Consider the following 25,447-nt stretch of genomic DNA (forward strand, 5'->3'; position numbering starts at 1 on the left):
GGTATTCACAGCGCCTTCGTTTCCTTAAAAGGGGAGATCGGATTTCTGACTGTTATCGGAGCCCATGCCCTCTTTCAGCTTCATTCATGCCGCCGATCTGCATCTTGGCAGCCCGTTCCAGGGCCTTGCCTTGAAGGATGCCGCCGTCGCTGCCGTCTTCGTCGAAGCCAGCCGCAAGGCCTTCTCGACGCTTGTGGGGCTGGCGATCGAGAAGCGGGTCGATTTCTTCGTCATTGCCGGCGATGTCTATGACGGCGACTGGAAGGACAACAAGATCGGTCTGTTCTTCAATCGCGAAATGGCGCGGCTGGAGCGGGCGGGCATTCCGGTCTACCTGCTGCGCGGCAATCACGATGCGGCAAGCGTTATCACCAAGACCATCACATTGCCGCCAAATGTTCATGAGTTTCCGACCGGAAAGCCGGGCAGCGTCAGGCTGGAGGCGCTGAAGGTGGCGCTGCACGGCCAGGGCTTTGCCGAACGGTCCGCCAACGACAATCTGGCAATTAGCTATCCTGCACCCGTCTCCGGTTGGTTCAATATCGGTATCCTCCATACTTCGCTGACCGGCCGCGAGCCGCATGCGCCCTATGCACCGTGCTCCGTCGAGGACCTGCGCTCGCGCGGCTATGACTACTGGGCGCTCGGTCATGTGCATGATTTCGAAGTGGTGGCGCAGGACCCGCTGGTCATCTTTCCGGGCAATCTGCAGGGCCGCAGTATCCGCGAGCGGGGTGCCAAGGGCGCGGTGCTGGTGAGCGTCGAAGACGGACGTATCGAACATCAGCGCATCATCGTCGATGAGGCGCGTTTCGCCCAGGCCGATATCGCTATTGGCCCGGAGGACGATCAATCGGCGATCCTCCGTCGCGTCGAGCAGGCGGTGCAGCCCTTGGCCGACGAGATGGATGGGCGCATGACAGCGCTTCGCGTCCGGCTTTCGGGGGTGACGCCGCTGCATGGCGCGATCGCCGCCAACCGCCAGCAATGGCGTGACGAGGTGGAAGCCGCCTGTCACCGCGTGCATGAGGATATCTGGCTGGAAAAGCTGGAGCTGCGGTTGGAGCCGCCACCGGAGAAATCGGCGGACGTGGACGGCGCGCTCGATCTGCGCCAGCTTCTCACCGAGCATGCCGGCGATACCGATATCGCGGCGGAAGCAGGTCGGTTGACAGACGAGATCGCCGTGCGCCTGCCGGGTGGTCTTGGCGCAACGGAGCAGCCGCTGGACGATAGCATGGAAGCTCTCATCGAAGAGGCGCGGCAATTGCTGCTCGCACGCGGGCAGGGGGCTGCCTGATGCGCTTTACCCGGCTCGATATTCTCCGCTATGGCGCGCTGACCGACCGCGCGCTCGATTTTCGCCCCGGCGCGCGGCTGCATGTGATCTATGGTCCGAACGAGGCAGGCAAATCCTCGGCCTTGAGCGCGATCTCCGATCTTCTGTTCGGCTTCCCCACAGCCGCCGAGCAAAGCTTCCTGCACGAGCCTGGAACCCTGCGGATCGGCGCTGATATCAGTGCGCGCGATGGCGCCAAGCTGAGCTTCCGTCGCCGCCGCGGCCGCAAGGGAACGCTGCTGGCCCCCGATGACAAGGAATCGCCGCTCGCCGAGGACGCACTTTCGCCCTTCCTCGGCAATTTGAGCCGCGATGTCTTCGAGCGCGCCTTCGGCCTCGACTCGCAAAGGCTGCGGCAGGGCGCGACCGCCATGCTGCGTAGCGGCGGCGAGATCGGCAGCCTGCTGTTTTCGGCCGCTTCCGGCCTCACCGGCCTGTCCCGTCTGCGCCAATCGCTGGAGGCCGAGGCCGATGGCATCTATGCGGCCCGACGCTCGAAGGACCGCAGCTTTTATCAGGCTCTCGACCGCTACGAAGATGCGCGCAAGGCCGAGCGGGACAACGAGCTGAAATCCGGCGACTGGAAAAAGCTTCTTGCCGAGGCGGCAGAGCTGGAGACGGAACTGGAGCGGCTGCAGGCGGAGCGCCGTGGCACGCGCGAGGCGCTCGATCGGCTGAAGCGGCTGAAGACCCTGCAGCCCTTGCTATCAGAAATCGATGCGGAAACCCTCGCACTTAATAATCTTTCCGATCTTGCCGCCATCCCGGACAGCTTTGCTGACAAGCTTGAACAGAGACTGCGCGACAAACAAGCAAGCGAAGAGGAGCTGCGACGGGCGCAGCAAGCGGTTCTTCGTGCAGAGGAAGACCTTTCGCGCATTCACATCGATGAAGCGCTGCTGCAGATGTCGGGCGATGTCACGCAGCTTTTTGCCGATACCGGCAACTACCGTGCCCAGCGCCACGATCTGCCTCGCGTCGATCAGGAGCTCGCCGGTTACGACACGACGCTGTCGCAGCTGGCTCGTCGTCTCGGTCTTGCCGAAGCCGAACTGGAGCGGCAGCAGCCAAGCGATATCGATCGTGCGCGCCTGTCCGAGTTGGTGGATGAGGGCAAGCAGCTTGTGCGGGAGATGCAGTCTCTCGCCGTGCAAGCCGAAAGCGAGCGCAGGCAGCTTGCGGCTCTTGAAAGGGACAGCCTGGCCGGCCGGCTGATCGATCCGCGGTCCTATATCGATCAGCTGGAGGCGCTGGGCACCGACCTCTCGGCCCTCAGCCGCCTCGACGGTCTGGAAACACAGATACGCCGCATCGAATCTGATCTAGCTGAGGCTGCGGGACGGCTGCAGCCACCGATCGGTGACATCGATATATTATTCTCGGTGCCGCTGCCGGAAGCGACTGAAATTACAGGGCATCGCGATGCCATCGACGCGGCCCGATCGAAGGTGCGCGAGGCAGCCAGCAAGCTGCAGACCTATGACGAGCAATTGGCAGAGATAGAACGCACGCTCGCGGAAGCCGAGCGCACCGGGTCGGTCATCACCCGAGAGCAGATCATCGCCGCGCGCGAAAGCCGTGATGCGCAATGGACCTCGATCCAGCAAAAGTGGACGGAGGGCGCGGCTCCGGAAGCGAAGGTTCTTGCCGCACTGACCGTTGGCGTCGCCGAGGCGGATCGTCTGGCAGATGCCGCCTTGAGCGATGCGGATCGTGTCGCGCGCCATGCCGATTATCGCTTGCGTCAAGCGCGCTTGTTGCAGGAGCGCGAAGAGGCTTCCGGTCGGCTCAAGGACTTCGAGAAAGCGCTGAAGGGCGCGCAGACAACCTTTGCTGCCCTTTTCGAACCCTGCGGTATCGATGCCCTCGATCCTTCGACCATGCTGGAATGGCGACGTGGAGTGGAGCTGCTGCGGCGCGAGCGCAAGGCATTGCGGGATCTGGTGGACGCACGCGATGAGAATGCGCTGGCGGAAGGCCGCGTCTTGCCTGCCTTGCAGGATATCGTTGAGGCGAGCGGCTACAAGAGCGGCCGCCTTCCGCCGGCCGCGATTGCGGAAGGTTTACGCAAGCATCTGCGCCTTCTTTCGGAACGCTGGAGCGAAAGCCGCACGCGGGAAGGTGAGATCGGTGCGGCGCGCGATCGGCTGGCCCGGTTTGACGACCAGCAGCACACCTTCGAACGACAACATGCCGAGTGGCGCAGTGCCTTCGCCAAAGCCGTTGAACTGCTTGGGCTACCGTCCGACACGACCCTGGACATGGCGACTGCCGCCCTGAAGGCATGGCAGGAGCTGCCCGATGTTCTGGCAGAGCGCGAAAACCGTCTGCGTCGCGTCAATGGCATGCGCCGCGACATGGCGGATTTCGAGCGGCAGCTGGCGACGCTTGGTGCCAATAGCGGCTATGAGCTGGATCATCTGCCGCCGGATGCTGCCGCCGAGGCGCTGCATACGCGCGTCAACGCCATGCGCGGCGAATTGAAGAAGCGCGATGGTCTCGAAGAAGAACGGCAGCGTGGGGAAGGGCTGGTGACACGCCAGGAGGCAGCGCTTGCCGCTATTGCTGGCGATCTCGACCAATTAACTGCTGATCTCGGCGGTGTCGAAGATCTGCCGGCACTGCTCTTGCGGCTGCGCGAGCGTATGCGTCTCGCCACGCGCCTCGTCGAAAGCCGCGATCGTTTCCGCCAGCAGGCTGATGGCAAGGCTGAGGACGATCTCCGTACGGAACTTGCCGGCTTCGAGCGCGTTGCCGCCGACCTCGAAGTCGAGCGATTGACTGAGGAAGATCAGCGGCAGTTTGCCTTGCATGGCGAGCTTTCCGCACGGCTCGCGGAGAATCGCCGCCAACGGCAGGCCCTGGAAACCGGCGTCAGCGCAGAATACGCGGTTTTCGAAAAACTCTCGGCCGAGCAGGAGGCAAAGGACCTCGCGCGACAATGGGTCGTCCTCAAGATCGCAGTGCGCATGCTGGCTGGTTCGATGGAAGCCTATCGCGAGAAGCAGGCCGATCCCGTCATCCGGCGTGCCGGCGAACTGTTTTCGCAGCTGACGGGCGGCCGGTTCTCCCGCCTTGTCGAAGCGCATGATGAAAGCGATGCGCTACAGCTGCTGGCGGAACGCGCTGCCGGCGAACGCGTGCCGCTGGATGGTCTTAGCGAGGGCACGGGCGACCAGCTCTATCTCGCACTGCGGCTGGCATTTCTCGAAGATTATTCCGCCCGTAACGAGCCGGCGCCGTTGATCGTCGATGACATTTTCCAGACTTTCGATGATGAGCGCGTTCGGGCCGGTCTGCAAGTGCTGGCCGCGACGGCCGATCGTTTCCAGACGATCCTGTTTACCCATGAGAGGAGTGTGGTCGACATCGCCAAAAGCGAGATCGGCAAGGATTTGGATCTGATTCAGCTCTGACGCGGCCTGCCGGAAAATCGCGCTACGACATCGACGGGATACGCAATTGCGTCGGCACCACGATCCTCGGGTCAGACTTGTCACGGCTATAGGCCGGGTTTAGCGCGCGGTCGATGAAGCCCTGCGTGTCATGCAGCCGGCGCAGGTTCTGCTTTTCCTGTTCGAAGCGCTTCTTCCGCTCGCCGGATTTGTCCGAGCCGCGCGACAGCGATTCATGATGATAGAGACAGGCAAAGGGCGTCCAGACGATACGATAGCCGGCCTTGTGCGCCCGCAGGCAATAATCCACGTCATTATAGGCGACCGCGAAATTCTCCTCGTCGAAGAGGCCGATCTTCCGCAGGCAGTCCCCCGAGATCAGCATCACCGCTCCGGTCACGCAGGTCATTGTGTTGCGCACATGCAGCCGGTTCATCGGTCCGCCGAACTCCTTCGGCTTGTTCAAGTACCAGTGACCAGCAAGTCCTCCGAAGCCGATCACGACACCGGCATGCTGCATCTTGTCGTTGGCGAAGAGCAGTTTGGCGCCGACGATGCCGGTCCTGTCATAGGCGAGGCAGGAGACCATCTCCTTCAACCAGCCCGCCTCGATGACTTCGACGTCGTTATTCAGGATGAGATAATGCTCTCCCGTCGCTGCGCTCAGGCCGCGATTGACCGAGCGCGAGAAATTGAAGGCCTCCGGTGTGACGAAGGCGGAAAAGCGCGGTTCGGACTGTTGATAGCGCTCGTAGAGATCGAGGACCCGTTGATCCGTAGAGCCGTTGTCGATGACCAGGACTTCGAAATTCGGATAATCCGTCTTTTGGAAGAGATCGCCGAGGATACGGGAGATCAGATCGAGATTATCCTTGCTCGGGATGACGATCGAAATTTTCGGCCATTCATGAGGCGCTTCGAAGACGACCCGGTGCAGGGTCTTTGTGAGAGCGTCTTCCACGGCGATCGCGCGCTGCTGTCGCTCGAATCTCTCTGCCAGTGCCTTCCTGGCATTGGTCGTGGCGGCATCCATGAATTTGCGTGAATAGGTCTTGCCGTTACGGCGCCACCAATAGGCAGGGTAGGGCAGATGAAGGATGCTGTTTTCGGGAACGCCCTCCAGATAGCGCAGCAGCAGATCGTAATCCTGCGAGCCGTCATATCCTGTGCGGAGATAGCCGATATCCCGAAGCCGGCTGTGGCGATAGATGGAGAAGTGGTTGATGTAATTGACGCCCGTCAGCAGCACGGGATCATAGGCTGGCTTCAGCATGGCGCCGGTCGGCTTCAAGGTGTCGTCGACCACCAGCTCGTCGGTGTAAAGGAAGTTCGCATCCGGATTTTGCTCCAGCGTATGCCGGATGAGCTTGAAGGCATGCGGTGCGATGACGTCGTCGTGGTCGAGAAGGGCGATCCATTGTCCTTGCGCATGCGACAGGCCGGCATTCGTGGCCACTGCAATCCCGCCGTTGCGTTCGTTCAGCACGAAGCGGACATTGTCTTTCGATTGCCGGCTCTGATACCACTGCCGCGTTTCCGGCGACGTCGAGCCGTCATCGCTCAGGATGAGCTCGGTGCCTGTTTCGCCCTGATCCTCGAAGGATTTGATGAGGTCGTCCAGATAGCGGGTCGGCGCGTTGTAGACTGGGACGACGACGCTTAGCCAAGTTCCCGTTGTTGCGGATACCGGTACCGTCTCCATGGCGAGGGCAAGCCCATAGCTGGCGTCGGCATATTGCACGGTCAGACTTGCGGCGCGCCGCCTGAAGCGCAGCCTGGGCAATTTCATCCAATGTTGGGGCAGTTTGCCGAGATCGACACGCTTGGTTCGTCCATCCAGTTCAAGAAGGGTCGAAATATATCCTTCGGCCGATTTCTCGGACGCAAAGGCCCTGGCGGCGAACTGGAACATGGTCGGGAAGCTGGCTGGGTCGGCACGCAGGGCGCAGATGGAGCCGACCGAACCGATGTCGGCGGTGATGACGAAGCGATGCCCTTCCGGAAGGGAGACTGCATCCTTCTCTCGGAAGCCATAGCCGCGATTGATATAGAATTTTGGATCTATGGGTTCGTCCGTCGCGATGACATGGATGACGACCAGTTTCTTTCGCAGGGGCGAAAATCTGATCTCGAAAGCCGGATCATCACCCAGGGATTTCCATAGGCTGAGATCGGCGTCAGCAGATATTTCCCGTTCGAGATCGGCGTTCGGTATGATTTTGAGTGTCATCGAAATATTGATTTCATCCACATGCGAGGAGAGGCATTGCCCGCGAAATTTTTGACCTAGCCCGCGCCGCTGAGAGGTTCAAAACGTATGCCGGGAAATGTCGGACTGGCATACAGCCGCATTTTCTCGATCGAATGTCGCGTGGCATCGCGGGCAGAGAGCCGCCGCACGCGGTCGCCGATGAGCAGGTCGATAGCGGCCAGCCACTCGTCGGCGGTATTGCCGATGTGAAGTTCCTCGGCAACGACGCATCGTTCGAAAGTCGGGCATCGGGAAAATATGGCTGCTGCCTGCAGGCGGCTGATGTCGATCCGCTTGGTATCCGAGCGGCTCGCATTCGTCCTTCCCGACAAAAGAGGAGCCAGAGCGATATCGGCTTGGTGATGTGTTGTCTTTGCGAGATAGGCCGGCCAGGGGAGCGGCGGGATGATCGTCATTCTCGCGGGGTCGATCCCTTGCAGAGCCCAGCGTTTAGCAAGAGCGTCGGCAGCAAAAACCTCGAAATGCAGGTTGCCGTGTTTTTCCATCGCGGCTCTGACGATCGGCATGAGGAACTCGTGTTCGCGGCGATGCACGCCGGTGGCATGGTAGACCATCCTCAGCGGCGCGGCTCCGTCATCCCTGCCATTGACCACGATTTCTGTCGCATTCGCGGGAAGCGGGGGCAGGATATCGATCCGATGACTGCTCATCGCGAGCGCGTTTGCCAGGGGTTCGGTCGAGGTCCAGACATGAGTGAGGAGCCTATTGACCCTCGGCATTGGGCGGACAGCCAATTTGATCAGCCTGAACTTATAGAGCCAACCTGCCTCGTTGCCGGTCACGACGGCGGGAATGTCGTCGTCGACGAAATAGGCGACCCCGGCGAGTATGTCCCGCCTTTCTTCCAGCCAGCGCAATTGCGGCTGCTTGATGTAGCGGCAGATAATGACGAAGAGCCCGTCGCTATCGATAGCGTCGAGTGGGTCGTCGAGGCCTTTCATAATCACCGGAATATGGCCAAGTGTCTTGGCCCGCTCATCAAGATAGTAACTGAAGCTCGGATTGGGATGGCGCGACAAGATGAGCAGGCGCTTCGCAACACGCTCGCCACCGTCCGTCGGAGAGCCCGATGGCCGCGGTCTTGGAAGCATCTGGTAGATGATGTCGCGCAAAACTTGCATGGGGCTTCCGCGCAAAATCACGCCAGGCGACTTCGGAGATTTGCAAGGATGCCGAAAACAGCACCCCAGGCCAGGAGCGTCACGCCCAAGATTCCGGCGATCCAGAGCGCCCGCTGGGGATACTCGGCCTCGTCGGGCAGGCTGGGCGCCAGAAACGTATCGAGGTACAGCAGCTGCTGCTTGCTGACGAACTTGACCTGCTCCAGCGTCTTCATGCTGGTGGCAAATTGCTGCTCGGCAAGGCTCTGCTCCAGTTCGCGCTGTGACATATCCACGGAAACATCCGCGAGATTCTGTTCGGATTTGTTCTGGCCCGCGACTTGGTTGTTGAGCTGATCGATCTGCTTCTGCCTGCTATCGATCTCGCGTTTCAACACGCGCATCTGCGGTGCATCGGGGGAGACCGTTCCAAGCAGCGCATCATATTTCTGCTGAAGCTCTATCCTCTCCTTTTGCACGGATGAGATCAAGTTGGTGATAACGGCTGACGATCCCTCGACACTGAGGACGCCTGTCTGGTTGCGCGCAATCAAAAGCTGATCCCGCGCCTTCTGCAGTTGATCCTTTGCATTGTCGAGATTCGCCTGGGCGGTTGCGATGACGTCGCGCCAGATGCGAGTGTTGACGTCGTTGACAACGACTTCGGACGCGGCGACAACCTCGCGCAATACCTTCTGGGCATCGGCCGCGGTGAAAGCGCGTGCCTTGACCGTCACGATCCCGCTGTTCGCATCGATTTTGATGGAAACCATGTCTTCCCAGTAATTGAGCAGCTTTTCCGAGCTCGCATCCTTTTTCAGGCGCGCAATCCGATCGATCGACTCATTGCCGTAGATCTTTTGAAAGTCGACCCTTTCCTCGAGCGCGGTAACCATATCCTTGCTCTTGATGAAGTTGGTGACGATCAGGGTGTTCTGGACGATCTGCGCCGGCGGCAGGCCGGTCACCTTCGTAAGCTGATTGCTCCCGAGTGCGGGCGTGGACGTGCGGACCGTAAAGCGCGTTTCCGATTGATACTGATCGGACGCAACGCAGGTAAAATAGTAGATCGAAGCTATATTGGGGACGACAAGCAGCAGAAAGGTCGATGCCAGGATGGCCTTGCTGATGATCTGCTGCATCGGACGCGGCCGCAGGCCGACAGCCTTGAACAGCTGGCTGCGCCTCGATGTCGAGAAGCGCAGCTTTCGCGCGGTCACCGACAGATTCGTGGCCACGTTCCGGCTATGCTCCGTCGCGCTGAGCTGAAGCGTTTTTGGCGCGTTTTCGGTATCATGAGCCATATTGGGCCTTGCCGTCGATCCCTGGTCGTCTATCGATTCAATCTATAATAGGCTTCGATAGCCTGCTCTACCTTATCGAAGACGATAAGTCTGCCATCGACAAGTACAATACCCCTGTCGCAATGTGTATTAATCATGCTCATGCTATGGGACACCATGATAATATCGGAATTCTTGCGCCTGTTCTCGAATGCGATGCGGCAGCGTTCCTGGAAGCGCGCATCGCCGACGGCAAGAACCTCGTCCACCAGATAGCATTCGAACTCGATGGCCATTGAGAGCCCGAATGCCAATCGCGCGCTCATGCCCGAGGAGTAGGTGCGCACCGGCGCGTCGAGGTAGTCTCCCAACTCGGCGAACTCTTCGACGAAGCGGGAGACGCGCCTGACATCCTCACCATAAGCGCGCGCAACGAAATGAACATTGGCTCGCCCCGTCATGAGGGGATTGAAGCCGCTGCCGAGGCCTAGCGGCCAGGATACCCGGACATTCTTGCTGATCTTGCCTGAATTCGGCAGCATCGTGCCTGCAATCATGCGGATCGTCGTCGATTTTCCGGCACCGTTCACGCCGAGCAGGCCATAGGAATAACCGGATTCGAACTCACAATGCACTCGGTCGAGAATGACCTTCTTGCCGCTTTGCGTCTTGAAGAATTTCGAGACGTTCTTGAAGCTGATCATGGTGTTTCCCCGCTCATATCCGGTGATCCTCGACGGATGCCCAGATAAGAGAGAGCGTTGCCCAGGTGACAACAAGTGCAAGCAATATAATCAGTGGCGTACTGACGCGACGCGGAAAGATCGATTCGTCCGGCAGTACCGGCTTGACGAAAACGGCGAGATAGAGCGTCTTGCGCAGAGCTTCGGCGAGCACGGCATCGTAGTTCTTCTGTGCACTTTCGTAGAGCTTTTCCGCGATCATACGATCGGTCTCCAGCCTGGAATAGTCCAGCAGAGCCTTTGCAAGGCTCGCATTCTCAGGGCCTGTCAACTCCGATCTCATCTTCTCGATCTGTGCATCGAGGCTGTCCTTGGCGAGATTAAGCTGCTGATAGGTCGGAGAATTCTGGGCGTTGGACTGCCGCATGACGAAGAGACGCGTTTCGAATTCCAGCTTTTGCGCAAGCAGCCCTGTCAGAAGCGTGCCGTTGTTCTGCGCCTGTGTCTGCGGGCTCAGAAGGCCGGATGCGTTTTGGAACTGGTTGAGGGCGATCAGTGTGTCGCCATAGGTCTTGCCGCTTTTCTGGACGTCGGCCTTCATGCTCTGCACGATGTCGTTGCGCGCCCGTTCGGAAAGCTCGTTGATGAGCTTTTCGCTTTCCTCGATGATCGCATCTGCAAGCTTGACGGAATCATCGGGCGAGAAGGTTCTGACCTTCAGCGTGATGATGCCGGAAGTCACGTCTATGTAAGCGCTGACGTGATCGTTCCAGTATTTCAGAAACTCTTCGTCGGACCGCGACGAGCTGAATCGCGACAGGAAATCCGTATCCTGCCGGATGAACATCGATCGATAATCGATTTTCTTGCCGATCCGGTTCAGAATTTCCGTTGAGTGGATGAAGCTGGTGACGACATAGGCGTCTTGCGAAGCCGAGCGCATGTTGAGAGCGCTGGTGGCTCCACCGGAATCACCACCATCGCTGGTGTCGCCTGTTCCCGACACGGCACGGACGGCGAAGCGCGCTTCCGCCACATATTGATTGGAAGCGATGAAGGCGTAATAGATCGAGCTTGCCAGGAACGGCAGGATGACGAGCAGGACAAAGCCGATGAGTCTCAGCGGCGGCTTGCCGCCCGATTGTGTTTCAGGCTCGTTGTCATCATGCACTGGTATGTATTCAACATCCTCGAGATCGGTGCGCGCATGTTGCGCCGGCAGCCTGCGCCGAAACAGCGAAGGCAGGATATGACGGCTCGTTTTTACCCGCGGAGAGTCCTGAACTATCGCGTCTTCAATGACTGGCTTCGGCATGTCAGTTTGCAATCGTTTCCGGCAATTCGGGCGCGGCTGGTTTCATCGCCTGACGCACATAGTGATCGAAAATCAAATCCTCTTCGAGCATAAGCTCGGCAATATGCAATGAACGCAACCTTGCCGCAACGTCTTCAAGGGTGCTGTGTCTGGGTGGCAATGGAAAATCGTCAACCGCAACCCCGATGAGCTCGCTGAGCGCTTGCTGAAAATAAAGACTGTCCGTATCGAAACCGACAATGGCAAAGCGCGCGAGAAGGTCGATCGCAGTTGCGACATCGCCGCGTGTCACCGTCTGTTCCGGTATGGTCGTGGCCAATTGTCGGGTGACCGGAGATACCAGAACGTTTCTGACACTCTGAGGCGCTTTCTTCAGGGCCGCCTTGAGAGAGGCCTCGTTTTCGAGGCTCACCTCGGCAAAATGCTCCGCAGCAGGCGCCAGGATGATCTTGTCGCGATCGCCGAAGAAGGAAATCTGAGTTTTCGCCATTCGTTTCAGAAGGAATATCCGCAGAGCAAGTTCGTAATAGGGATCGGTAAGCAGAACGATGGCTTTGAATCCCTTGTCGAGGAACTCTTCATAATTGCGCATCAACAGCCGACCACTAATATAGATCGACTCGATGGCGTTCAGATGAAAGGCTTGGAGGGTCGTTTCGTGACCGAAGCGCTCGACGGATGAAAGCTCATATTGAAAGTTGCGACCGCAATAGTAGTCGAATTTGACCATTGGCAGCAGTTGTGTCTCAAGCCGTACGACTTTCAACGGTATTGTGTTCGATACTTGCGGCCGCCGATAGATCAATAGTCCGGACTTGGCGTCATGGATCATCAGCGACGTGCGTTCCACGAGATCCGGTATGATTGTCGTATCGAGCCTGAACCCCACATGACCATCTTCGTGCCGTCCCGAGTCGATGACCGCCTGTTTGAGCTGGTTGCATGGCAGTATCATCAGATCGCCGTCGGCGTCAGAGATTCTGATCTGGGGTCTGTCGGAAAAGCCATCGGGGATCAGATAGCCCTCGATAACATTGCCATGGTCATATTCGAGATTAAAAAGCACGGAGTTTCTCCGGCGCTTTTACCAGATCGGCACAAGGCCGAAATTGGTTCTGGAGTGAGGTCATTGCGCCCTGCGTAGTATTACATCTATCAAGATGCCTATCGATATCGCAAATGTCGGGCCTTGGCATTCGAACCTCGTCAGGCGTCGCTCGGCGCTTTTCGCGCCAGCAGCGAGAAACTGGGGCCGCCTGGATGGCTCAGATTTTCGTCCCTGATGACAACATCATTGAAGCCGAATGTACGCAGCAGCATCAGTATGTCATCCCTGTGCATCCAAAAGTGTCGGTCCTTCATGCCGCCGCAGAAAGACGCATTGGCATTGGCATGGTGATAGCTACGCTCGTAGTAGCGCACTGCAACGCTATCTATCAGTTTCGTCTCCACTTTGCCGCTGAAGGGCAGCCACCGCACGTCACCCTCGGGCATCGCGTCCTCAAGGACGAAGTGCGTCCAAATGAAAACCGCATTCGATCGCTTTGCCAGCAGACGAAGAAACTCGCCGGGGTCGGCCATATGGTAAAGAACCCCCGATGCAAGCGCAAAGTCGTAGATCTCTTCACCTTCCGTCAGCCACGTCTGAATGTCGCCGAGCATGAAAGAGGCAGTGTCGATATTCAGGATCTGCTTGGTAACCAGACATCTTAAAAAACAGAGACGGTTTGCTTCGATCGCATCAATCCGCGCCGGGCGATGGCAATTCAGCATATGGGTATGCATTCCCTCAAGCGGGCCGACTTCGAGAACGATCCTGCCTTCTATCGATCCGAATGTGCGCAATGCCCAATCGATGCGGTCGTCCGCATAAAGAGGCAGGTTGCCGGCATTGAGGCCGAATTCCGGCGGAAACGCACAGTTCCATCCTTGAAGCGCATTGATGGCGTTTTGGTGAGCTGGTCTGCCTTGCTCGTACTGATCGAATATCTCCAGGGGACTTTTCGATGCTTTTTTCTGAGAGCGCTTTGAAAAACCAAGCATTAATACATAACCTTCATTTCAATCGGCATCCCGCCGATCCGGAGAAATTATAGGATCGTTTTCACGTTGACGCATAACGGCCCCCAAGCCGCTTTTCGCCTCGCAGCAAGTTGGCGGAATTTATGAGCGCCGGTGGACAATCGAGGATTGCCGAGACTGATTCGTGGCGGAGCCATTGATACTATCTTGCTGGAGGCAGAAATTCGGCAAGTACCGATTGTGATGGTCTGTCATCTCTGCGTGGGTTGCGGGTCAGGACTTAACTCTTTTACAGGCAATAGCAATCCCGTGAAAAGCGGCACAAGTACGATTCTGCGGAACTTCATGTCGCTGGTCGGGCGATTTTTTACTATTGTCGTTACTTAACGGTTCCTTTTTATTTTTCAGAAAATTTTAATTTTAAATCCCCAAATAATACTCGTCCAAATTGCTTTGTGCGCCTTTGCCCCTTATAAACCCGATCTGATCGGGCGCTTCTTGAATCCCGGGTGTGTTCAGATGATCGCACCCGATATTTTTGATTGTATTCCCGGCGTTTGGGCTTGTTGACGCGCACCCGTTATGCTTTTCAAGGCGTCGATAGATTTGATGCATTCTATGTCGATGTATGCCATCAGGTAATCACGGCAGCTAATTAGTTTGAGGTTTTCAATTGTTTCGTATTGGCGCCGTACTTTGTTGCGTGGTTCTGGCGGGATGTAATTCCGTTTCGAGCGAAGGTCCGCTGGCTGGCGCTATTGTGAAGGATGCCGGCCAATCGAGTGTCGAATTGGGTCGCAGAAATGCTGCGGTTTTCGACATTGTCGATATCGACAGCCGCAGCGCGCGCTTGGTTTCCGACTATGTTTCATCGACACTTAATCGCCGTTTTGGCATGGGCGGTGGCATCGGTCCGGTCGTTATCGGTGTCGGCGACGCATTGAAGGTCACGATTTTCGAGGCTGGCGCCGATGGCCTGTTTTCCACGGCGCAATCGAAGCAGGTATCGCTCGATATCGTCGTGCAGCCGGACGGTACGGCGGCGATCCCTTATGCCGGCTCAGTTCGATTTGTGGGCAAGACGCTTGACCAGGCTCGTAAGGCAATCCTGGCGGCTCTGGCAACCAAGGCCGTCGAGCCCGATGTTATCGTGACAAGCATGGGCACGCCGTCGCGAACCGTCACCGTTTCGGGTGCGGTTGGCCGTCCTTCCATGGTTCCGCTCGATCTGACCAAGGAAAAAATCACCGAGGTTATCGCCAAGGCGGGTGGGCCTGCGACGCAGCCCTACGAAACCTATGTTACGCTGGTTCGGGGCAGCAGAACCGGAACGGTTCTGCTGAAGTCGATCATCGAGCATCCTTCGGAGGATATCTATGTCCAGCCGGGCGACCAGATTTTCCTTGTCCGCGATCCGAGAACCTTCACCTTGCTCGGTTCTGTTCGCGGAGACGGCCGTATCGAGTTCGGGGCGAACGATCTGAATCTGCTCGAGGCCGTCGCGCTGGGTCATGGCGCGATCGATGATGCGAGCAACGCCAAAGGCTTCTTCCTGTTCCGCTACGAAGAGCCTGAAATCGCCAAGATCCTGCTCGGTCCGGCTCGTTTCCAGGACCTGCTGCGCAAGGGAATGGTGCCGGATGCCAAGGGACGCTATCCGATCGTCTATCGGTTCGATATGTCCAATCCCGACAGCCTGATCGTAGGACAGACTTTCCCGGTCAAGAGCCGTGATGTCATCTACGTGTCGCGCCATCCTTCCGTCGACATCAGGAAGTTCTTGAATCTTATCGGTACGCCGCTAGGTATCGCGTCCCAGGGAGCAGCAACAGCGGTGAATCTGGGGCAGTAATCCTGGAAAAATGGAGGGGCAGCGGCTGTGTCTCGTCTACCTGCGCCCCTATTCGTTGGTGGATGCCGACATCTGTATGATTGTGACGGAACGTGCCTTGTCGGCAACGGAAATTCATCGCGAACTGACTTGTAGAAAACACGACAATCGTCGCAAGCAATAGCTGCGATCTTCGGCTTGGATTGAAGGGTGTGAGAGATCGCATATTGCATCGGTTGTTGCGCTGCCGCATATTGGTTGCACACGCAGATTTTTTGTCGATAACAACCACAGATAATAATGTGAGCAGTTGATATTGAATTTGGCCAGTTTGGTGCACTTATTCGAGTATTGCTGAGAGATCATGACAGTTGAAATTATCGGACGCGCAAGCGTTGCCCCTGGGGCGAGTTCGATTGAAGAACTGCAGCTTGTCCTCAAAGAGGGGCGTTGTACCGTAAGCCGCATACCAGAGGGGCGCTGGGATCTCGCGCGCTTTTGGCATCCGGCTGTTGGTATTCAGGGAAAGACTTACAGTTTTGCAGCTGGTGTCTTCGATAATGTCTACGCATTCGATGCCGCGGTTTTCGGTCTTTCTCAGCGCGAAGCGATGCAGATGGATCCGCAGCAGCGTATCCTTCTGAATATAGTCTGGCGGGCTTTGGAAGATGCAAACCTGCCGATCGATGGATTCGAGGGGCAGCGCGTCGGCGTCTATGTCGGGGCATCCTCCCTTGAATACGGCAATCTGACGCTGGAAGACCCCGCGTCGGGTAGCCCGTATTTCATGACGGGCAACACGCTTTCCATCGTTTCCAACCGCATTTCGCACATATTCGGCTTGCGCGGACCGAGCATGACGATCGACACGGCCTGTTCGTCGTCGCTGGTTGCGCTCGACCTGGCGGTGAAGGCGCTGGAGAACGGCGAGATCGATACGGCGATCGTAGGCGGCATCAATATCTTGCTCAACCCCATGTCCTTCGTGGGTTTCGCTCAGGCGCGCATGCTGTCGCCGGAAGGACTTTGCCGCGCCTATGACGATAACGGCCGCGGTTACGTCCGCGCAGAAGGTGGTGCAGCGATTGTATTGCGCCGGACGGATGTTGCTCTGCGCGAGAAGGACCGCAGCTATGCCAGGATACATGCCGTAGGCGTCAATTCTTCAGGGCGCACCAACGGCATTTCCATGCCGTCCCGTGAGGCGCAGGCTGCCTTGCTTCAGTCGATCTATGAAGGCCGCAATATCGATGTCAATCGTATCGCCTTTATCGAGGGCCATGGAACGGGAACGAAGGTCGGCGACCCCGCTGAAATATGGGCGATCGGCGAAGTCATAGGACGCAATCGGCGGGCTCCGGTGCCGATTGGCTCCATCAAGACCAATATCGGCCATACCGAACCTGCATCCGGTCTTTTCGGGCTGCTGAAGGCCGTCATCGCGCTGGAGAATAATTTCCTCCCGGCTTCGTTGCATTTCGACCATCCGAACGAGTCCATCGATTTCGAGGGTTTGAACGTTCGGGTCAACACGTCAACGATCGAGCTTCTTCCGGCCAAGCAGGCGCGCTTTGCCGGGATCAACTCCTTCGGCTTCGGCGGCACGAACGCGCACGTTGTCATCAGTGACCCCGATCCGATTGCGCCGCCGGAGCCGCCAATCCGGGGCGAGGGGGTCGTTTTTGCCGTCAGCGCTCACACGGCATCGGCTCTTTCGGCACTGCTCGAAGGATACAGGACGCGTCTTGAAACTGCGGAGCCCAAGGAGGCTCGGCAGATCGTTGCTTCCGCTGCCGCCAATCGCGAGCCCATGCGCCACCGCTTTGCTGCCCGCGCGAAGGACAGCGCGGCCGTGCTTGCCGCGATCGATGCGCATCTCGCAGGCAAAAGTTCGGTCGGCGAGGCGGGCGAAGCTCCGGCGCAAGCCGCCAAGATCGCCTTCGTCTTTTCCGGCAACGGCTCGCAATGGGCAGGAATGGGTGTCGGCGCCTATCAGGAAAACCGCCATTTCCGCCAATGCTTCCAGTCCTTCAGCGCGCTTTTTGAGTACTATCTCGGTGAGAAGCTGACCGATGTTCTGGTCGCTTCTGATCTTGCCGCACGCTTGGCCGATACCAAGATCGCGCAGCCGCTGTTGTTCGCAATCCAGGCTTCCCTCTCGGATTGCCTATGGTCCATGGGGGTCAAGCCGGACGCGGTCTTCGGCCATTCGGTCGGCGAAATCGCAGCCGCCTATGCCGCCAAGGCGCTGACGGCGGCCGAGGCGGTTGCAATCGTCGCCAAGCGCTCGCTGCATCAGGACCTTCTTGCCGGCGAGGGCAAGATGGCCGCCGTTGTGCTTGGCGAGGATGCCGCACTGGCCTTTGCGAAATCCAGGGGCCTCGACAATATATGTATCGCGGCGATCAACGCGCCGAATTCGGTAACGATCTCCGGTCCCGCCGATGAGATAGAGGCCTACAGGGACGCTGCGCGCAAATCCCAGATCGTGGCGCATGTCCTCGACATCAATTATCCATTTCATCATCCCATCATCGATCGTGCCAAGGAGGCGTTTTTCGCGGACCTGCCCGATCTCGCGCCGGATAGCGGCACGGGGATCTTCATTTCGACGGTGACCGGCGAACTTCGCGACGGGCGCCTGCTGGACACCCAATATTGGTGGCGCAACGTGCGCGATCCGGTGCTCTTCAAGGCTGGCTGTCAGGTCGCCATGGCGATGGGATGCAACCTTTTCATCGAGATTTCGCCGCGCCCGATTCTGTCGAACTATGTCGCGGAGATCGCCAAACAGGCATCGGTTCAGGTTATTGCGATACCGACCTTGTTGCGGGAGGCGCCCGTCGCTGACCATGATCCGGTTTCGCAATCATTTGCGCGCGCAGTCGCCAACGGAGCGCCTGCGTTGCGTGCACGCGGCAGTGCCACCCGCAACGCCTTCGTCCAACTTCCGCCTCTGCCTTTCGAGCCGGTGGAGCTTCGCACCCATCCAACGACGGACGAGATCGATATCTTCGGTCGGGATCACAAGAGCCCATATACGCTGCTCGGTTGGCGTGCCGATCTCAATGGTTCGAATTGGAAGAATCATCTCGATGCCCGTCTTTTCCCGGACCTTGCCGAACATGTGGTTGACGGCAAGGCAATCATGCCCGGCAGCGGCTTCGTCGAAATCGCGGTAACGGCGGCGCAACGCTATTACGGGACGGATGAGGTTGAAATCGGCAATCTCGAAATCATCCGGCCGCTCGAATTGGCCCAGGAGCGAATGGTCGAGCTGTCGACCATCCTGTCGCCTGAGACCGGAGATATCGAGATCCGGTCGCGCGAGCGCCTAAGCCATGACGAGTGGACGGTTCACGTGGTTGGACGTTGCCGCAAACCGCTGGCAGGCGAGGGGGACCGCAAAGCCTTCGAGCGATCGGGCAAAGAGCGCAAATCGACGCTGACCTCCGATGTGACTTACGAAACGGCGGAACGTTTCGGATTGCATTATGGCCCGCGTTTCCAACTTCTGTCGAAAGCCGTGGCGTTCGGTCATCATATGATCGAAGTGGATCTGAAGCCGGCCGCCCCGCCGTCTCACCCATTCGGCAGCTATAATCTCAACCCCATGTCGGTCGATGCGGCGTTTCACGGCTTGGTCGCATTGTTCGATCAGTTCTCCGGCGATGAAACCGGCGCTCCCTACATTCCCGTTCACTTCGGCACCGTGAGAGCTTTCGGCAAGGGAAGATCGATCGTCAAAGCCATTATCGAGATCGAGCGGTTCAGCGCGAATTCGATCAAGGCCCGTTTCACCCTGTTCGATAAAGATGACAGGCCGGTCGTCGCTCTTGACGATTGCCGTTTTCGCCGTACGCAGCTGCGCCGCAGGGCGACGCTCGATTCCATCGCCTTTCATTATGAGAGCATGCCTTCGGCTATTTTCGCCGGCGGAGATGGACCCGGCGCCGGCGCATGGCGAGTTCCATTGCACGGCGGCTCCGAAGAGAACCTTGCGCTCAACAATGCAAGCCTTCTTCTCGATGCCGCAATCTATCGGGCCTGCCATGATATCGCGCTGAAGGTTGCGGATCGCAACGGTACTGTCGCCTTTTCCGGCCTTCCCGGCGATCCAGAGTTCAGGTCTTTCATCGTCAATTGCCTTTACATTCTGGAGGATGCCGGCATTGCGGAGACGGGGGACGGCAAATGGCATGTTCCCCTGGAGCCGACGCTGCCGCCGGTGGCGGAGCTGCTGCAGGAAATCTATCGCGAGGACGCCGGGCGCGTGGCCGAGAGTGTCCTCATTGGCGATGCCTATCGCGAGACGATCGAGCACTTGGCGATGATACGACCGCATGTGCTGGAGCGTGAGCCTGCGGCCCAAGGTGCAAATATGCCGGGTGGGGCGACGCTGGAGCATGTGCTTGTTCATTCTCCGTTGAGCGAGAGGCGGCTTTCGATGCTGGCAGAGGCATTGGCTTCCTCCATCGAGGCTAATGCCGGGGCAATCGGGCACGTTCTTGAGTTCGGCTCGGTCTCGGTGGCTTTCAGTCGAAAGCTGGCAACGATCGCTGCGGCCGCGGGTGCACGTCTCGTGATCGCCGAGCCGCGCGAGCAAGCCCGTCGAGCATTGGAGATCGCCTTCGAGCGTGATGCGCATGTTATCGTGGCCGATCCGGCCAGGCTGACGGATCGTCATGTTGGCGACATTGTGGTCGCCTCCGGCGATCAGAGCCAGCATCTGATGCGCCATAATGACGAGATCAAGCGGATGGTCCGGACCGTCGCCGCCGGCGGCGCACAGCTGCTGCTCGCCGAGCGCGCGCCGAGCGTCTTCAACGATTTCGTCTTCGGTTTGTCCGAAGGTTGGTTTGCCGATAGCCAGTCGTGGGAGTTTCCGGTTGGACGGCTCGGTACGCCTCAGCAGATCGCCGATCTCCTCGGCACTCTGGGCTTTGCCAAGCCTCTGATCCGTGAACAGACCGTCCCCGAAGGCACGCTGATTACGGTGTCGGCTGTATCCGAGCGGCAGCCGGAAGAGGCCATTGTCGTGGAAGCCGCCGATCCGATCCTGATCTTGTCGGAGCAGGGCAGGAAGGGTCTCGGCACTCTGGGCAAGAATATAACGGTCATCGATCTCGGCGCATCGTCTCCGGATATCGTCGACGCCCTCGGTGCCATTGATCCGGCTACTCGCCGCATCGTTTATTTTGCGGATATGAAGCGCGGCGATGCAGCGGAGCTCTCGTTGTCACGTCTCTCGGCGTTCACGCAATTGGCGAGCCTGTTGTCGCAGAATAGCGATAGAGCGCGGCCTCGACTGGTCATTGTGGCGCCCGGCGGCTCTCCGCTGTCGGCTGGCTCTGTCGATGATGCCAATGCCGGCCTGTGGGCTTTCGGACGCGTCCTTCAGAACGAGTACGACGCCTTCGACGTGCATCTGCTGGATGCCGATACGGCTGACAGTCGAACGCTCTCGGTGGTCGATACCCTGATGATGGCGGAAACGGACAATAGGGAATGGTTCCTGGATCGCGCGACCGGAAAGGTCCAAGAAATCCGAGCCGTGGCCGGTCCCTTCGATGCCATTGAAGCGAGCCGCCGCGATTTCGCAGCAGCAACGATCCGCCAGCATGTGGGCGGGCGCCTGGATAGCGTGGCCTGGGAGGAGACGGGTCTTCCCGCGGCCGGCGAAGGAGAGGTTGTCGTCTCCGTCGAAGCCACCGGCCTCAATTTCCGGGATGTCATGTGGGCGATGGGCCTTCTGCCCGAAGAAGCATTGGAAGACGGCTTTGCCGGCACCACGATCGGCATGGAATTCGCCGGGCGAATTCTTGCTGTCGGCGATGCGGTCGATAATCTCAAGCCGGGCGACAAGGTGATGGGGATCGGGCCTGCTGCATTCTCGACTCATGTGCGCGTCCATCGCGATGGCGTGACAAAGCTGCCGGAGCGGATGGAAACCGTTGCTGCCGCCACCGTGCCGGTTGCCTTTCTGACCGCCTATTATGCGATGGTCGAGCTTGGACGCATTCAGCCAGGTGAAACCATCCTGATCCATGGAGCTGCCGGCGGCGTCGGTCTGGCAGCACTCCAGATTGCCAAGCATAGGGGCGCCAAGGTGATCGCTACGGCCGGCACGGCCGAGAAACGTGGTTTCCTGGAAATGCTCGGCGCCGATCATGTGCTGGATTCCCGTTCGCTGGATTTCGTGTCCGGCGTGCGGCGGCTTACGGGCGGTGAAGGTGTTGATCTTGTTCTCAACTCGCTCTTTTCGGAAGCGATGGAGCGGAGCATCGAGCTGGTCAAGCCTTTCGGCCGCTTCCTAGAGCTTGGCAAGCGTGACTATTACGCTGACCGGAAGATCGGCCTGCGTCCGTTCCGGCGTAATGTCAGCTATTTCGGTATCGATGCCGATCAGCTCCTGGTCAATGTACCCGACCTGACACGGCGCATCTTCAGGGAGATCGGCCAGCTTTTCGCCGAGGAAAAGCTGACGCCGCTGCCATATCGCGCTTTCGGTTATGACGAGATCGGCAATGCCTTCCGGCTGATGCAGAATGCCGGCCATATCGGCAAAATCGTGGTGCGGCCGCCTGTTGCGGGCGTCGACAGCGTCCTGCGGGCGCCTGCGAAATCCCTGCGCTTCGATGCCAGGGGCATTTTCCTGGTTGCGGGCGGCATTGGCGGCTTTGGGCTGTCCGCCGCCGATTGGCTTGTTTCGAAGGGTGCGCGCCGCATAGCGCTGTGTTCACGCCGCGGCATTGCCGACGCGGAAACGAAAAAGGCGGTGGCAGATTGGGCCAAGCGGGGTGTCGTCACGACGCTGCATGCCTGCGATATCACGGATGCTGCCGCGGTCGAGACGCTACTTGCCTCGCTTCGCGCCGAAGGGGCTCTGAAGGGTGTCATTCATGCCGCCATGGTTCTGGACGATGCGCTCCTTGCCAACCTGACGCCGGAGCGCAATCGTCCCGTTCTCGAGGTCAAGATCCGTGGTGCCGAAAACTTGGATCGCCTGACACGGGACGACAAGCTGGAGCTGTTCCTGCTTTTCTCTTCGGCAACGACCATGCTCGGCAATCCCGGACAGGCCAATTACGTGATGGCAAACGGCTATCTCGAAGGTCTGGCGCGTGCGCGTCGGGCCGCCGGTAGGCCCGCGCTCGCTGTCGGTTTCGGCGCCATCGCCGACAAGGGATTCCTTGCCCGCAATATCGAGGTCAATGATCTCCTCTCCAAGCGCATCGGTAAGGCGGCGCTGAAGGCACGCGACGCGCTGGAACAGGTCGAGCGCTACATGCTGGCGGATAGAGGTGCGGTCGATGCGGCGGCGATCATGATCGCCGAGATCGATTGGAATGCCGTTCGTCTGTTGCCGATCTCCGGCCGGTCGCTGTTTGAACCGCTGATGCGGCATGCGGGCAGCCACCAGGCTCTGAACGAGGGCGATAGCATCGATCTCAAGGAACTGATCAAGGGGAAATCGGAAGAGGAGGCTCAGGCCGCCCTGCATGCGCTCGTCGCTGCGGAGATTGCCGCCATCCTGCGCGTAACGGAAGACACGGTGACGCCCGACAAGGTTTTGAAGGATATCGGCCTCGACAGCCTGATGGCCATGGAGCTCGGCATGAGCTTCCAGCAGAAGACCGGCTTCGATATTCCTCTGAGCGGCGTAGGCGAGGGCACGACCGTGGGCGATGTCGTCAGCCGCCTGCGTGATCGTGTCATGAATCGCAATGGTGATGATGCTAATGGTGACGCGGCAGGTGATAACGGGGTGGTCGAGCGTCTGGCGCGCAGCCATGCCTCAGAACAGGAAAAAAGGGCCGTCCAGTGACCACGTATGATGCTGAAGATGGCAATCCGGCGGAGCAGAAGAAAAGCAAGCTGCTCGAGCAGATGCGCCGTGTCGGCGAATCCTCCGGCCGTAATCGGACCGAACGGCTGAACCGGCAACCACAGGCACAGCCACGCCAGGCGACACGCTTCGACGATCTGCCCGAATACAAGCGCGTCGCAACCCAGCGCATGGCGGGTGAATTGCTCGGCGTTGCCAATCCCTTCTACCGGTCGCACGATGCCGCCGCTGGAGCGACGACGCGCATCGGCGGGCGCGAGTTTGTCAATTTTGCTTCCTATGACTACTTGGCGACCAATACCGACCCGCATGTCGCCGCACGTGCCAAAGAGGCGATCGATCATTTCGGAATTTCGGCGTCGGCCAGCCGCCTGGTCGCAGGCGAGCGGCCTGACCATGTTGAGCTCGAACGACGGCTCGCCGCAGTCTATGGCGTCGATGCCGCGGTTTGCTTCGTCAGCGGCTACCTCACCAATGTCACGGCGATCGGCTGCCTGATGGGGCCGCAGGATCTCGTGATCCACGACGAATTCATTCACAACAGTGCGCTTGCCGGCATCAAGCTTTCCGGCGCGACACGCCGGCTGTTTCAGCATAACGATGTCGAGAATCTCGAAAATATCCTGAAGACGCTCTCATCGGATTTTCGGCGCGTCCTCGTCATCGTCGAAGGCATCTATTCGATGGATGGCGATATCGCCGATCTGCCCGCCCTGCTGGAGTTGAAGGCGCGCTACGGTTTTTGGCTGATGGTCGACGAAGCGCATGCGCTTGGCATTCTCGGCAAGACGGGTCGCGGCACATTCGAGCATTTCGATCTCGATCCGCGTGATGTCGATATCTGGATGGGCACGCTGTCGAAGACGACTTCCAGCTGTGGCGGCTATATTGCTGGCAGCAGCGCGCTTGCCGATATTCTGAAAGCGGAAGCCGGCGGTTTCGTCTATAGCGTCGGTCTTTCGCCGGTTCTCGCCGCCGCAGCTATCGCTGGGCTCGATATCCTCGAGTCCGAGCCGGAGCGAACCCAGCGCCTCAGCCATAATGGCCATCTTTTTCTGAAAGAAGCAAAGGCGGCGGGCCTCGATACCGGCCTCAGCATGGGTCATTCGGTCGTGCCCGTGATCGTCGGCGATTCGCTTCGTGCGGCGCAGCTTTCGAACGACCTGCTCGCCGAAGACATCAATGTGCTGCCCATCATCCATCCGGCAGTGCCGGAGGGCATGGCGCGCCTTCGCTTCTTCATCACCTGCAATCATACCGAGGAGCAGATCCGGCGGACGGTCGCGCTGACGGCGGAAAAACTCAAGAGTTTGAAGGACCGCAATTTCGGCCTTGCCTCGCTGGACATGGACAAGATGATGCAGCTGCTGCCCATGGCCCAGGCTCCAGGCGGCTCGTAAGTTCGGGGCGATCGTCTCATGCACGTTATCGTCACGGGAGGTTCAAGCGGAATTGGTCTGGCGGGAGCGAAGCTTTATGCAGCCAGAGGCGCTCGGATTTCGCTTCTCGCTCGCGATCCGGGGCGCCTCGAAGAGGCGCGCGCCGAAATCGCAGCGCTTCCAGGTGTTGACGCCACCTTTATCCGGACGACTTCCGTTGATGTGGCCTCAGCCGAACAGACCATTGAGGCGGTAAAGCTTTGCGAAGCGTCCTTCGGCCCTTGCGATATCCTCATAGCTTCTGCGGGTATCGTCGAGCCTTGCGCCTTCGATGCAATGCCGACATCGGTTTTCGATGAGCAGATCGCCATCAATGTCCTCGGGACGGTCAACGCGGTTCGCGCGGTCTATAAGGGCATGAAGAGCCGGCGCAGCGGCCGGATCATGATGATCTCCTCGGGAGCAGCCTTGATCGGCATCTTCGGCTATACCGCCTATTGCGCATCCAAATCGGCGCTGACTGGTTTTGCCGAAGCTTTGAGCGCCGAGGCTGCCGCTTCAGGCATACAGATTTCCATCTGCTTCCCACCCGATACGATGACGCCGCAATACCGCCGGGAAATCTCTCTCAGACCTCGCGAAGCGGTAATGTTGATGGGGGCCGTCAAACCGTGGAGTGCCGAGGCGGTCGCGGCAAAAATCGTCCACGGACTGGATCGCGGCAAACAAAGAATCCACTTCGGATTTTCGCTGACGGCGCTCGCATTTTTCGGACCACTGATAAAACCGCCGCTGCTATGGTGGTTTTCGCGCAAGACGCGAAAAATATTTGGTGACGAGGTGCGTCGCGGCCTTGCCGATTCCACCGAGCAGGGCTTTGATCGTGATAAGTAATACGAAGCAACTACCAGTGTTGCGCTGTCGGTGAAACAAGTGCAAGAGAAGGTAAGTCAGGGAATTGGCGGCCGGCTCCTCGCGA

The 25,447-nt window shown here is 58.8% G+C and carries 13 protein-coding genes; 6 read left to right on the top strand and 7 right to left on the bottom strand.

The window, feature by feature from the left end; all coding sequences use genetic code 11:
• The first annotated feature begins 64 nt into the window (after nucleotides 1-64).
• Nucleotides 65-1,300 (top strand): DNA repair exonuclease, encoded by a 1,236-nt coding sequence (locus ABOK31_RS04670; RefSeq protein ID WP_349957913.1) that lies wholly within the window; start codon nucleotides 65-67, stop codon nucleotides 1,298-1,300.
• Nucleotides 1,300-4,755, top strand: a complete 3,456-nt coding sequence (locus ABOK31_RS04675) for an AAA family ATPase (RefSeq protein ID WP_349957915.1) — start codon at nucleotides 1,300-1,302, stop codon at nucleotides 4,753-4,755. The genes ABOK31_RS04670 and ABOK31_RS04675 overlap by 1 nt, the downstream gene beginning before the upstream one ends.
• Nucleotides 4,756-4,777: 22 nt before the next feature.
• Here the strand turns inward: ABOK31_RS04675 and ABOK31_RS04680 are convergent, their stop codons facing one another.
• The 7 genes from ABOK31_RS04680 to ABOK31_RS04710 all read right to left on the bottom strand — a co-directional run bounded on the left by ABOK31_RS04680 (nucleotide 4,778) and on the right by ABOK31_RS04710 (nucleotide 13,430).
• Complete coding sequence (locus tag ABOK31_RS04680; protein ID WP_349957917.1) at nucleotides 4,778-6,964, bottom strand: glycosyltransferase family 2 protein; 2,187 nt, start codon at nucleotides 6,962-6,964, stop codon at nucleotides 4,778-4,780.
• Nucleotides 6,965-7,020: 56 nt separating this feature from the next.
• Nucleotides 7,021-8,127 carry a hypothetical protein gene (locus ABOK31_RS04685; RefSeq protein WP_349957918.1) on the bottom strand — a complete coding sequence of 369 codons (1,107 nt, stop codon included), beginning with the start codon at nucleotides 8,125-8,127 and terminating at the stop codon, nucleotides 7,021-7,023.
• A 17-nt stretch (nucleotides 8,128-8,144) separates the two neighbouring features.
• Nucleotides 8,145-9,344 carry a capsule biosynthesis protein gene (locus ABOK31_RS04690; RefSeq protein WP_349957919.1) on the bottom strand — a complete coding sequence of 400 codons (1,200 nt, stop codon included), beginning with the start codon at nucleotides 9,342-9,344 and terminating at the stop codon, nucleotides 8,145-8,147.
• A gap of 95 nt (nucleotides 9,345-9,439) precedes the next feature.
• Nucleotides 9,440-10,093: an ABC transporter ATP-binding protein gene (locus ABOK31_RS04695; RefSeq protein ID WP_349957920.1), complete on the bottom strand. Its 654-nt coding sequence runs from the start codon at nucleotides 10,091-10,093 to the stop codon at nucleotides 9,440-9,442.
• A gap of 13 nt (nucleotides 10,094-10,106) precedes the next feature.
• A complete protein-coding gene (locus ABOK31_RS04700) occupies nucleotides 10,107-11,387 on the bottom strand; it encodes a capsule biosynthesis protein (protein WP_349957922.1) in 1,281 nt (426 codons plus the stop codon).
• Nucleotide 11,388: 1 nt separating this feature from the next.
• The gene (locus ABOK31_RS04705; RefSeq protein WP_349957923.1) at nucleotides 11,389-12,453 is read right to left on the bottom strand and encodes a hypothetical protein; all 1,065 of its coding nucleotides are present in this window, start codon (nucleotides 12,451-12,453) and stop codon (nucleotides 11,389-11,391) included.
• A 140-nt stretch (nucleotides 12,454-12,593) separates the two neighbouring features.
• The gene (locus ABOK31_RS04710) at nucleotides 12,594-13,430 is read right to left on the bottom strand and encodes a class I SAM-dependent methyltransferase (RefSeq protein WP_349957924.1); all 837 of its coding nucleotides are present in this window, start codon (nucleotides 13,428-13,430) and stop codon (nucleotides 12,594-12,596) included.
• Between the two features lie 652 nt (nucleotides 13,431-14,082).
• Between ABOK31_RS04710 and ABOK31_RS04715 the strand changes: the two genes are divergently transcribed.
• From ABOK31_RS04715 to ABOK31_RS04730, 4 genes are all read left to right on the top strand, one after another.
• Nucleotides 14,083-15,261 (top strand): polysaccharide biosynthesis/export family protein, encoded by a 1,179-nt coding sequence (locus ABOK31_RS04715; RefSeq protein WP_349957926.1) that lies wholly within the window; start codon nucleotides 14,083-14,085, stop codon nucleotides 15,259-15,261.
• Nucleotides 15,262-15,604: 343 nt separating this feature from the next.
• On the top strand, nucleotides 15,605-23,068 hold the full coding sequence (locus tag ABOK31_RS04720; RefSeq protein ID WP_349957927.1) for a beta-ketoacyl synthase N-terminal-like domain-containing protein: 7,464 nt from the start codon (nucleotides 15,605-15,607) through the stop codon (nucleotides 23,066-23,068).
• A 62-nt stretch (nucleotides 23,069-23,130) separates the two neighbouring features.
• Entirely contained in the window at nucleotides 23,131-24,489 is a 1,359-nt protein-coding gene (locus ABOK31_RS04725) for an aminotransferase class I/II-fold pyridoxal phosphate-dependent enzyme (RefSeq protein WP_349958857.1), read from the top strand.
• 18 nt (nucleotides 24,490-24,507) lie between these two features.
• On the top strand, nucleotides 24,508-25,362 hold the full coding sequence (locus ABOK31_RS04730; RefSeq protein WP_349957929.1) for an SDR family oxidoreductase: 855 nt from the start codon (nucleotides 24,508-24,510) through the stop codon (nucleotides 25,360-25,362).
• The last annotated feature ends 85 nt before the right edge of the window (nucleotides 25,363-25,447 follow it).

Source organism: Rhizobium sp. ZPR4 (assembly GCF_040215725.1).
In the GTDB taxonomy this organism is placed as follows: Bacteria; Pseudomonadota; Alphaproteobacteria; order Rhizobiales; family Rhizobiaceae; genus Rhizobium; species Rhizobium rhizogenes_D.

Excerpts from the sequence above, each read along its gene's own strand:
- ABOK31_RS04680 (WP_349957917.1), bottom strand. The coding sequence starts at position 6,964 with ATGACACTCAAAATCATACCGAACGCCGATCTCGAACGGGAAATATCT.
- ABOK31_RS04695 (WP_349957920.1), bottom strand. The coding sequence starts at position 10,093 with ATGATCAGCTTCAAGAACGTCTCGAAATTCTTCAAGACGCAAAGCGGC.
- ABOK31_RS04725 (WP_349958857.1), top strand. The coding sequence starts at position 23,131 with ATGCGCCGTGTCGGCGAATCCTCCGGCCGTAATCGGACCGAACGGCTG.
- ABOK31_RS04730 (WP_349957929.1), top strand. The coding sequence starts at position 24,508 with ATGCACGTTATCGTCACGGGAGGTTCAAGCGGAATTGGTCTGGCGGGA.
- ABOK31_RS04670 (WP_349957913.1), top strand. The coding sequence starts at position 65 with ATGCCCTCTTTCAGCTTCATTCATGCCGCCGATCTGCATCTTGGCAGC.
- ABOK31_RS04675 (WP_349957915.1), top strand. The coding sequence starts at position 1,300 with ATGCGCTTTACCCGGCTCGATATTCTCCGCTATGGCGCGCTGACCGAC.
- ABOK31_RS04710 (WP_349957924.1), bottom strand. The coding sequence starts at position 13,430 with ATGCTTGGTTTTTCAAAGCGCTCTCAGAAAAAAGCATCGAAAAGTCCC.
- ABOK31_RS04700 (WP_349957922.1), bottom strand. The coding sequence starts at position 11,387 with ATGCCGAAGCCAGTCATTGAAGACGCGATAGTTCAGGACTCTCCGCGG.
- ABOK31_RS04720 (WP_349957927.1), top strand. The coding sequence starts at position 15,605 with ATGACAGTTGAAATTATCGGACGCGCAAGCGTTGCCCCTGGGGCGAGT.
- ABOK31_RS04685 (WP_349957918.1), bottom strand. The coding sequence starts at position 8,127 with ATGCAAGTTTTGCGCGACATCATCTACCAGATGCTTCCAAGACCGCGG.